10 protein-coding genes are annotated in these 8,806 nt (G+C 56.3%); 7 read left to right on the top strand and 3 right to left on the bottom strand.

Features of this window, described 5'->3' with window-relative positions; genetic code table 11:
• Nucleotides 1–311 precede the first annotated feature (311 nt).
• Nucleotides 312–1,235, bottom strand: a complete 924-nt coding sequence (locus tag ACZ2IA_RS22485; RefSeq protein ID WP_470294821.1) for a LysR family transcriptional regulator — start codon at nt 1,233–1,235, stop codon at nt 312–314.
• A 188-nt stretch (nt 1,236–1,423) separates the two neighbouring features.
• Between ACZ2IA_RS22485 and ACZ2IA_RS22480 the strand changes: the two genes are divergently transcribed.
• The 7 genes from ACZ2IA_RS22480 to ACZ2IA_RS22450 all read left to right on the top strand — a co-directional run bounded on the left by ACZ2IA_RS22480 (nt 1,424) and on the right by ACZ2IA_RS22450 (nt 7,335).
• Nucleotides 1,424–2,077 (top strand): hydrolase, encoded by a 654-nt coding sequence (locus ACZ2IA_RS22480; protein ID WP_470294820.1) that lies wholly within the window; start codon nt 1,424–1,426, stop codon nt 2,075–2,077.
• 98 nt (nt 2,078–2,175) lie between these two features.
• Nucleotides 2,176–4,026: an amidohydrolase gene (locus ACZ2IA_RS22475; RefSeq protein WP_470294819.1), complete on the top strand. Its 1,851-nt coding sequence runs from the start codon at nt 2,176–2,178 to the stop codon at nt 4,024–4,026.
• A 55-nt stretch (nt 4,027–4,081) separates the two neighbouring features.
• Entirely contained in the window at nt 4,082–4,309 is a 228-nt protein-coding gene (locus ACZ2IA_RS22470) for a DUF1427 family protein (protein WP_470294818.1), read from the top strand.
• The gene (locus tag ACZ2IA_RS22465; protein WP_470294817.1) at nt 4,306–4,461 is read left to right on the top strand and encodes a DUF1427 family protein; all 156 of its coding nucleotides are present in this window, start codon (nt 4,306–4,308) and stop codon (nt 4,459–4,461) included. The genes ACZ2IA_RS22470 and ACZ2IA_RS22465 overlap by 4 nt, the downstream gene beginning before the upstream one ends.
• Nucleotides 4,462–4,499: 38 nt before the next feature.
• The gene (locus ACZ2IA_RS22460; RefSeq protein ID WP_470294816.1) at nt 4,500–4,916 is read left to right on the top strand and encodes a DoxX family protein; all 417 of its coding nucleotides are present in this window, start codon (nt 4,500–4,502) and stop codon (nt 4,914–4,916) included.
• Between the two features lie 68 nt (nt 4,917–4,984).
• Nucleotides 4,985–5,653, top strand: a complete 669-nt coding sequence (locus ACZ2IA_RS22455) for a YoaK family protein (RefSeq protein ID WP_470294815.1) — start codon at nt 4,985–4,987, stop codon at nt 5,651–5,653.
• 83 nt (nt 5,654–5,736) lie between these two features.
• Nucleotides 5,737–7,335, top strand: coding sequence for an MFS transporter (locus ACZ2IA_RS22450; RefSeq protein WP_470294814.1), 1,599 nt, complete (start codon nt 5,737–5,739; stop codon nt 7,333–7,335).
• A gap of 321 nt (nt 7,336–7,656) precedes the next feature.
• Here ACZ2IA_RS22450 and ACZ2IA_RS22445 read toward each other — a convergent pair whose 3' ends face one another.
• Together ACZ2IA_RS22445 and ACZ2IA_RS22440 are read right to left on the bottom strand one after the other, a co-directional pair.
• Nucleotides 7,657–8,664 (bottom strand): porin, encoded by a 1,008-nt coding sequence (locus tag ACZ2IA_RS22445; protein ID WP_470294813.1) that lies wholly within the window; start codon nt 8,662–8,664, stop codon nt 7,657–7,659.
• Nucleotides 8,610–8,806: hypothetical protein (locus ACZ2IA_RS22440; protein WP_470294812.1), on the bottom strand; the 197-nt coding region annotated here is incomplete at its 5' end. The genes ACZ2IA_RS22440 and ACZ2IA_RS22445, both read right to left, overlap by 55 nt.

Here is an 8,806-nt window from a genome sequence, read left to right as displayed (position 1 = left end):
GAGCTTGCATGTGCTCGCCTACAACATGAAGCGAGTCATAAAGATCATCGGATTTGCCGGGTTAATGGAGGCAGTAGTGGCCTGAAAGGGCCTTATTGCTCGTCAAAATAGCCTGGTTTGTGCAGCGACCGATATCGGTAACCCAAAAGAGGGTGACGCAACCATTCTGGCATCAACAATTCACTGTGTTTCCACACAGCCTCGCCGAGAAGCGGCCACTTGGGGGAGTCAGTTATGTCACCTTTGGGCGAGTGGCGGGAGTGCCCACTTCCCTTAGTACGGTCCAGTTCTAAGGCATGGATAAAACAGCCCTACTGGGGAGAGTCTTGCAGACTTCCCCAGACATCAGCGACGCTCACAAAATTTGACCGACTCAACTTGTCGACCCACCAAGCCCGAGCACGGCCGCTTTCTTCGCTGCGCCAAGTCAGATAAACGGTCTGTGCTGGACGCTCCTCGCATAACCGTTTCGTGACGAGTTGTCCTGATGCGATAAGAGGTGCAACCGCACAACGCGGCAGATGATCACAAGCAATGCCCGCGAGCAAAACAGCGATCTTGGCTTGCAGATTGGGCACGGTGAGCTGCCTCTCACCATTGATCGCCTGCAGCGATCTGGAGGCTGAATCATTGTGCCCAATCTCGACGAAGCGGTATCGCGATAGCGTGTCACAATCGATCGGTTCCGCTGCATCAGCCAGAGGATGTCCTGGTGCCATAACAAACACCGTCTCCAGCTTTCCGATTGAGGTACACGAAAGGCCTGGCACACTAGTGGGGGTAGCGATGGTACCTATGCTAAGGTCGGCTCTACGGGCTAAAACGGTCTCCCATGTAGCGCCAAGCACTTCTTGTAAGAAGTGCAAGTGGGTGTACGACCGTTCGCCGGAAAACGCGGCGATATAGGGCGTCAGCATTTCAAAAGGAAGGTGCGCATCAATCGCGACCCTCAACTCTGTTTCCCATCCCGACTCCACACGCTGCAGGCGCTCTTCAAGCTGTTGAGAGGCACGCAACAATTGCCGCCCCTCCTCGACAAGCACCCTCCCCGCCTCAGTCAGGCGCGCACGATGACCGCTGCGGTCGAACACCGTCACTCCCAAGTCATTCTCAAGTTTTTGCACTATATAGCTCAGTGTGGAGGAAGTTTTATGCAACTCGTGGGCTGCAGTCGCAAAAGTCCCACAGCGCGCGATCGCATCAATCACTTGCAACGATTCCAGGCTGATTCTCATGGTCGAAATCTTCGATAAGACTGATCGAAATTATCCGTTATGAACAACGGATTCCCGTTTCTATACTGGCTCCACCTTCCCGGGATTAGCTCCGCAGCCCCGCACTTGGTTCCGGAAAGGTAGCTCCTACAACGCTGGCAACCGCTTTCCCCGGCGAATTTTATCCCGTTTTTCTGATGGAGACTGAAATGCCGACCGCCAAAGCACAACCTGGCAAAACTCTTCTGAACCCGAATGACCACATCCTGATAATGATTGATCACCAATCGCAGATGGCATTTGCGACCAAATCAATCGACGCGATCAGCTTACGAAACAATGCAGCCCTCGTGGCCAAAGCGGCCAAAGAATTCAAAGTGTCGACTATTCTGACCACCGTCGCTGAAAAGACCTTCTCTGGTCCAATATTCGACGAGATCAAAACAGTGTTTCCGGACGCAAACGTAATTGACCGCACCACGATGAACACGTGGGAGGATGCCCGTATTGCCGAACGGGTGAACGAGTTCAACAAGGGCAAGATCGTGCTGGCGGGTCTGTGGACATCGGTATGCATTGTCGGTCCGGCGCTGTCAGCGATCGACCAGGGCTTTGAAGTCTATGTCATCGCAGATGCTTGTGGTGATGTGTCCGATGAAGCCCACCAGCGCGCCATGGAACGGATGATCCAGCTGGGGGCGCGACCGATGACCTCGCTGCAGTACCTCCTTGAGCTGCAACGCGACTGGGCTCGAGGCGAGACGTACAACGAGACGGTGGCGACCTCGGTCGCCCACGGCGGCGGCTACGGCCTGGGCCTGATCTACGCCAAGACCATGTTCGGTGGTAGCGAGGGCCACTAAACGTTAAGGCGCCGGCCGCCCTATGCCCTAGCGTATCAAGATCGGCCGTGCCCTCTCGGGCACGACCGATTTTAATCTTCTGTCGGAGATACACGCCCATGACCGCCGATCTGATCTTGTACAACGGCCGAATCCACACGGTCGATCGTTCCGTGCCGCAAATCCAAGCCGTTGCCATCCGTGACGGAAAATTTCTTGCCGTTGGCGATGAACAGACCGTCATGGCACACCGAGGTCCCTCCACACAGGTCGTCGATCTTAGTGGACGTACCGCCATACCGGGCCTCAACGACTCGCATCTGCACCTGATCCGTGGGGGACTGAACTACAACCTCGAGTTGCGCTGGGAAGGCGTACCCTCGCTCGCCGACGCTATGCGCATGCTCAAAGAGCAGGTGGCACATACCCCACCTCCGCAGTGGGTACGCGTGGTGGGCGGATGGACCGAGTTCCAGTTCGCCGAACGACGCATGCCCACACTCGATGAGATCAATGCCGCGGCCCCCGACACACCGGTGTTCGTCCTGCATCTCTATGACCGTGCCTTGCTCAATCGGGCCGCTTTACGTGCAGTAGGCTATACGAAAGACACTCCCAATCCGCCCGGAGGTGAAATCCAACGCGATGCAATGGGCAACCCTACTGGCATGATGATCGCTCGCCCCAATGCGATGATCCTCTATGCAACCCTCGCCATGGGGCCCAAATTGCCGATCGAACATCAGGTCAATTCGACCCGACAGTTCATGCGTGAACTCAATCGCCTGGGGGTGACCAGTGCCATCGATGCCGGCGGCGGGTTCCAGAACTACCCCGAAGACTATCAGGTCATCGAACAACTGGCCCGCGCCGATCAGCTCACAATCCGTATCGCCTACAACCTGTTCACCCAGCGCAAAGGCCAAGAACTCGAAGACTTTGAGCAATGGACTGCCATGGTGCGACTTGGCGAAGGGGACGCTTACTATCGCCACAACGGCGCGGGCGAGATGTTGGTCTTCTCTGCGGCCGACTTTGAAGATTTCCTTGAGCCACGCCCCGACTTGCCGCCAGGGATGGAAGGCGAGCTCGAGCGTGTCGTACGTCATCTGGTAACCAACCGATGGCCGTTCCGCCTGCACGCCACCTACGACGAGTCGATCAGCCGCATGCTCGACGTGTTCGAGAAAGTGAACCGTGAGATTCCGTTTAGCGGGTTACGCTGGTTCTTCGATCATGCCGAGACAATTTCGCCCCTCAACATTGAGCGGGTGAAGGCACTTGGCGGTGGTATTGCGATCCAGCACCGCATGGCGTTCCAAGGTGAATATTTTGTGGATCGCTACGGTGCCGACGCCGCCAAGGAGACGCCACCGGTCAAGCGCCTGCTCGAGATGGGAATCCCGATTGGCGCGGGTACCGATGCCACCCGGGTAGCGAGCTACAACCCTTGGACTGCCCTCTATTGGCTGGTCTCGGGACGAACGGTTGGCGGCCTGGCTCTGTACGATGAATCAGATCGAATTTCCCGCGAAACTGCACTGGAACTGTGGACAGCCGGCAGTGCCTGGTTCTCGACCGAAAACGGCCAAAAGGGCCAGATCAAAGTGGGGCAACTGGCCGACCTTGCAGTGCTATCCGCCGACTATTTCTCAGTGCCAGAAGAGGCGATCAAGTCGATCGAATCGGTGTTGACCGTGGTTGGTGGTCGTATCGTCTATGCTACGGGCAAATTCGAACCACTGGCCCCGCCCCCACTGCCGGTCTTGCCTGACTGGTCGCCGGTAGTGCGGGTTCCCGGACACTATCGCCCAACCCAACAGCACACGCATCGCGCCCTGCCGCACCAATGCGTTGGCGCCTGTGCTGTACATGGCCACCACCACGACATTGCACGCCAATCACGTGTGCCGGCATCCGACCTGACTGGTTTTTGGGGCGCTCTAGGTTGTTCCTGTTTCGCCTTTTGAATAATGCGTGAACCTGGGTCAGCAGCCATGGCCCCTCACACCTTCCGAGGTCAACATGCGCTATTCCAAGATTTTGCTCGGACTGCTGCTCTCCTTCGTGGTCGGTATCGGTTGCCGACTGTTCGGCATCCCCGTGCCATCTCCTCCAGTGCTGACGGGAGCTCTGCTGGTTTTTGCCATGAGCTGCGGCTACTGGCTGGTTGACCGTTATCTGACCACTCGCCCCGCCGAGAACAAACGACACTGCGGTGGCCATGCGCTGGAAAAGGAAAAGACACCATGACTGCGCTGATTGTAGGTGTCCTACTTGGTCTGGCGATTGGTGCTATCTGTCGATGGCTCGACATCCCGTCACCAGCCCCGCCCACACCGATCGGCGCGCTACTGGTGGTGGCGATGACTGTCGGCTATGTGCTGGCCGGTCACGTGGTCTGATCGCTAGGCGGACACGCTCGCCACACATCAGGAGCACCATGATGCCCAGTCTACCCCTTGCTCGTTTGCCGGCTCCCGATATTGGACTCTTGTACCTGCGTCTCACGGGGGCTTTGCTACTTATCTACGTTCATGGTCTACCCAAGATTCTACATTTCAGCAATGAGTTGCAGCGTATTGAAGATCCTTTTCACCTCGGTCGGCACGTAACCCTGGTGCTCGCGGTGTTCGCCGAAGTTGTCTGCCCTGCTGCCATCGCCCTAGGCTGGATGACGAGACTCGCTACCTTACCAATTCTGTTCTTACTACTTGTGTCGATGCTGGTGGTTCATCCCGAGTGGAGCATTGCGGAAGGACAGTTCGGCTGGTTACTGATCATCATATTCGGCACGATCTTTCTCGCCGGACCAGGCCGTTTTTCCTTTGAGGGACGCCCCGGCATGACTCAAACGTGAATCGCGCCACACATGATGTTGAATTTCCATCTCTTAGACCGTGGCACATCATGAAGCGAGAGACTTTCTTGTCTACCAGCCTTGGTTTTATCGCAGGCTATGTTGACACTTTGGGCTTTGTTGCCTTGATGGGACTGTTCACCGCTCATGTGACCGGCAACTTCGTCCTGCTTGGTAGTGAACTAATCCACCCCGATCACGGTGCAATTATCAAGCTTGTTGCTTTTCCCGCCTTCATTCTGGCGGTCGCAGTTGCACGACTTATATCGATTAGATACTCAGGAGCAGACGCATCGACAGCAAGCCTGCTCCTGCTGATGCAGGCTTTACTCTTAACGGCATTCATGGCAGCAGGACTCTCTGCGATTCCTATTGGCGATACGAGTCAACCACTTCCTCTACTTGCCGGTACGCTCGGCGCTGCTGCTATGGGGCTACAGAATGCAGCAAGCCGCCTGGTGCTTTCTCATTTGGCACCCACGACGGTCATGACTGGCAATGTCACACAGCTAATCATTGATGCGGTCGACCTCATCTGGCAAACCGACGAAACCACCTGGAAAACAGCCCGAGCACGCATGTCCCGCATGCTGCCGCCTGTGCTGGCGTTTGCCATCGGTGCGGTATGTGGCGCCCTGGGTATTGCCCGCGTCTCATTTTGGGCATTACTGGTACCGATCAGCTTATTGCTCTGGCAAGGGTTCGCTCTACGCATGCATCAACTTGTGGAAAGTTGACCCCCCATTTGCAACTTCACCGGCAAGAAAAGGGGCCTTAGTCAAAAATAGAAAAACTGTCGAAACACGAGTGAGAACGAGTCATGACAGCAAACCCGGATCATCCTCGCCGCCACCCCCGCTCAGGCTGGAGCGCACTGTCGGTACCTTTGTTCCGATCTGTCTGGCTAGCCACCGTCGTGTCCAACATCGGAACAACGCTCAGTAACGTCGGCACTGGTTGGCTGATGACCTCACTGACGCCATCGGCGCTGATGGTGACGCTGGTGCAAGTCGCCACAACCCTCCCCGTTTTTATCTTTGCCCTACCCGCTGGCGCGCTCGCCGATGTGCTCGATCGCCGCAAACTTCTGGTTGGTAGCCAAGTGCTGATGGCCATCGTCGCGACCCTGCTATGGCTTGGCGTATCAGCTAACGCTATCTCACCCTCTCTGTTGATCGCCGCAAGCTTCTTGATGGGCAGCATCGCTGCGTTTTCGGGGCCCGCCTTTCAGGCCATCGTGCCCGAGTTGGTGCCTAAATCCGAGCTGTCGTCCGCCATCTCCGCCAACGGTATTGGCATCAATATCGCCAGAGCGATTGGTCCTGCCATCGGCGGTGTTCTCATCGGCGTTGCGGGGATTGCCTCCCCCTTTCTTCTTAACGCTGCTTCCTTTCTAGGAGTCATCGCCGTGTTCGTGCTCTGGCACCCAGTACAGAAACGCAGCCTGCTGCCGGCCGAACATCTTGCTTCAGCCGTTCGTTCCGGCCTGCGATTTAGCCGCGAAGCACCGGCGTTACGGGCCACCTTGATTCGCACGGCAAGCTTCTGTCTTTGCGCCAGCGGCTACTGGGCGTTGTTGCCACTCATTGCAAAACAATTGTTGCATGGTGACGCATCCACTTATGGCATTTTGCTCGGCTCGATCGGCGCTGGCGCAGTGGGTGGCTCCTTTATTCTGCCCGAAGCCCGCTCTCGTCTTCGGCCTGAAAGCCTCGCCACGGCGGCGAGTGTCGTTACAGCAATCTCCATTACCGGGATAGCGTTAACCCACTCAACCATCTTGTGTGCCGTCCTATTGGCCTGGGCCGGTGTCGCCTGGATCATGGCTGTTTCGACATTTAACGTGGCGGCCCAAGCGACACTACCCACGTGGGTGAAAGCCCGAGGGCTTGCCATGTATCAGGTTGTCTTCGGCGGAGCCATGGCATTAGGCAGTGCCTCCTGGGGATGGCTGGCAGAGCATAGCAGCATCACGACCGCATTGATCGGGTCGGCCATCGTGCTGGCGATAACAGTATTGCTGCTGTATCGCATCCCCCTGCCCGCTCAAGACGACATGGACTTGACCCCATCGGCGCATTGGCCAGATCCATCTGTGCATCCCGATACCCAGATAAAGCGTGGACCGGTGATGGTGACGGTGGAGTACCACATCGACCCCTCACGCCAGGATGAGTTTGTTACAGCACTAGAAGCACTTGGTCGCATCCGGCGACGCGACGGCGCAATACTGTGGCGGCACTTTACGGATATTCAGAATCCGTCACATCAGATAGAGATGTTCATGCTTGAGGACTGGGTACAACATTTACGGCAACACGAGCGTGTGACAACTACCGACAAGCAAATCCAATCGATTGTTAATTCATTCCATCTGGATGGACAGCTTCCGAAGGTTTCACATTATATTTCTCCCTAATGCGGCCGTCTGTCCTGAACTGCCCACTGCCCCTGTAATCATCGGAATAAACACTACAGACCGTGCTGGGACACTGACAACCTGCCTGTTTCTACTCGGGATTGGTAACCCTCGTGAGTACCTGCATAGCCGCCCACTTATGATTCCGGGCCCACGATCGGTTATCTCACGTTTGATTGAAACGAGGAGAATTGGGGGACACAAATCCTTATCTCAACGACTTGTTAGGTGAGCTCAGAAGTTCTGCCACATGCCGAGTGCAATCGAGTGCTGTTCGCGCATAGCAGGAACAGCATTTGCCGTCGGATTACCACCGAGTACCTAGGCACCGTTCGCTTCGTTATTAAGGCGGGTATAGAGCATGTAGAGTTGAGTCCTTTTGCTTAACTGATAGTTATAAGCGACGCTCCTCATCCAGGCACCACTGTTATCGACGTCGGCGTCCCCCTTCCATGAGCGCGCCTTGCCGTATAAAACGGAAAAGATGCTGTTGCCGAGCGTGTAACTGGCCAGCATGCTGCCGTAGTTGCGGCTTCGGCTCATTCCAGTGGAGTGGATGTTGTTTAGGTTGTCGTGTTCGATCAGCCCGGCCAAGTAGAGCGGGCCGAAGTAGTAGCCTGCGGCCAGAAATTGCGCCAGGCCGTTGCCGTAGAAACCGCCGGAGGTCACCAGCATGTCACGGTTCTGCTGCACGCCGTAACCGACGCGCAACGGCCCACGCTCGTATCGCACGTTGGCCGAGACCACGTATGAACCGCCACGAGACGCCTCCTTCCCGCCGATGCCCGCGCTGTTTCCAGAGGTCAATGAATACTGGATCCGCGAACTTAGGCCGTTAATATTCGGCGTCAGATACTCGACGGAGTTGGCGAGACGCGCGTCGAAACCGCCGGTAGTGATGTCACCGCCGTTCAACCACAGCGTTGCGTCATTCGAAATGCCGCTCCAATACTGGAAGCTGTTGCCGGCGATGTCGTGCAGGTCATCCGTCGGAGCCAGGAAGCTGCCAAGCTTAAACGTACCGAAAGTGTCACTACTCAGGCCGAGAAAGGTCTCACGGGTACCGAGAAAGCCCCGGCTCAACGGCGCGGCCGAACTGTCATCGATGGCGACGCCGCTCTCGACCTGCCAGATTGCCTTCAGGCCATTGCCCAAGTCTTCGGACCCCCTGAAGCCGATGCGCGAGAAATTGTTCTGGACCTTGGTCACTGTCGGTCCCTCGGTACTGCCGGCCTTGGTCGACTCAATATCCCCGTGTATGCGGCCGTAGATGGTTACGTCAGCATAGGAGGTCGAAGCCAGCCCAATGGCAGTGAACGCGGCAAGCATTTTTTTTTTGCATCATGCGGTTTCTCCGGCGTTTTCTCAGTTTGTGCTTCTTTATTAAATGTAGCGTGTTGGCGCTCACTGAAAATTGACCAGATAACCGAGGGTTTGCTCATTGAAAATTGACCAGGGTGACTAACCATCC

This window comes from Crenobacter sp. CS_VA4 (assembly GCF_055597485.1).
Note: the sequence above shows the minus strand (reverse complement) of the source record. Positions and strands in the feature narration are given on the sequence as shown.

What these genes read in the sequence shown, in the direction of transcription:
- ACZ2IA_RS22475 (WP_470294819.1), top strand. Translation starts at nt 2,176, where the DNA reads ATGACCGCCGATCTGATCTTGTACAACGGCCGAATCCACACGGTCGAT.
- ACZ2IA_RS22450 (WP_470294814.1), top strand. Translation starts at nt 5,737, where the DNA reads ATGACAGCAAACCCGGATCATCCTCGCCGCCACCCCCGCTCAGGCTGG.
- ACZ2IA_RS22465 (WP_470294817.1), top strand. Translation starts at nt 4,306, where the DNA reads ATGACTGCGCTGATTGTAGGTGTCCTACTTGGTCTGGCGATTGGTGCT.
- ACZ2IA_RS22445 (WP_470294813.1), bottom strand. Translation starts at nt 8,664, where the DNA reads ATGCTTGCCGCGTTCACTGCCATTGGGCTGGCTTCGACCTCCTATGCT.
- ACZ2IA_RS22485 (WP_470294821.1), bottom strand. Translation starts at nt 1,235, where the DNA reads ATGAGAATCAGCCTGGAATCGTTGCAAGTGATTGATGCGATCGCGCGC.
- ACZ2IA_RS22460 (WP_470294816.1), top strand. Translation starts at nt 4,500, where the DNA reads ATGATGCCCAGTCTACCCCTTGCTCGTTTGCCGGCTCCCGATATTGGA.
- ACZ2IA_RS22480 (WP_470294820.1), top strand. Translation starts at nt 1,424, where the DNA reads ATGCCGACCGCCAAAGCACAACCTGGCAAAACTCTTCTGAACCCGAAT.
- ACZ2IA_RS22470 (WP_470294818.1), top strand. Translation starts at nt 4,082, where the DNA reads ATGCGCTATTCCAAGATTTTGCTCGGACTGCTGCTCTCCTTCGTGGTC.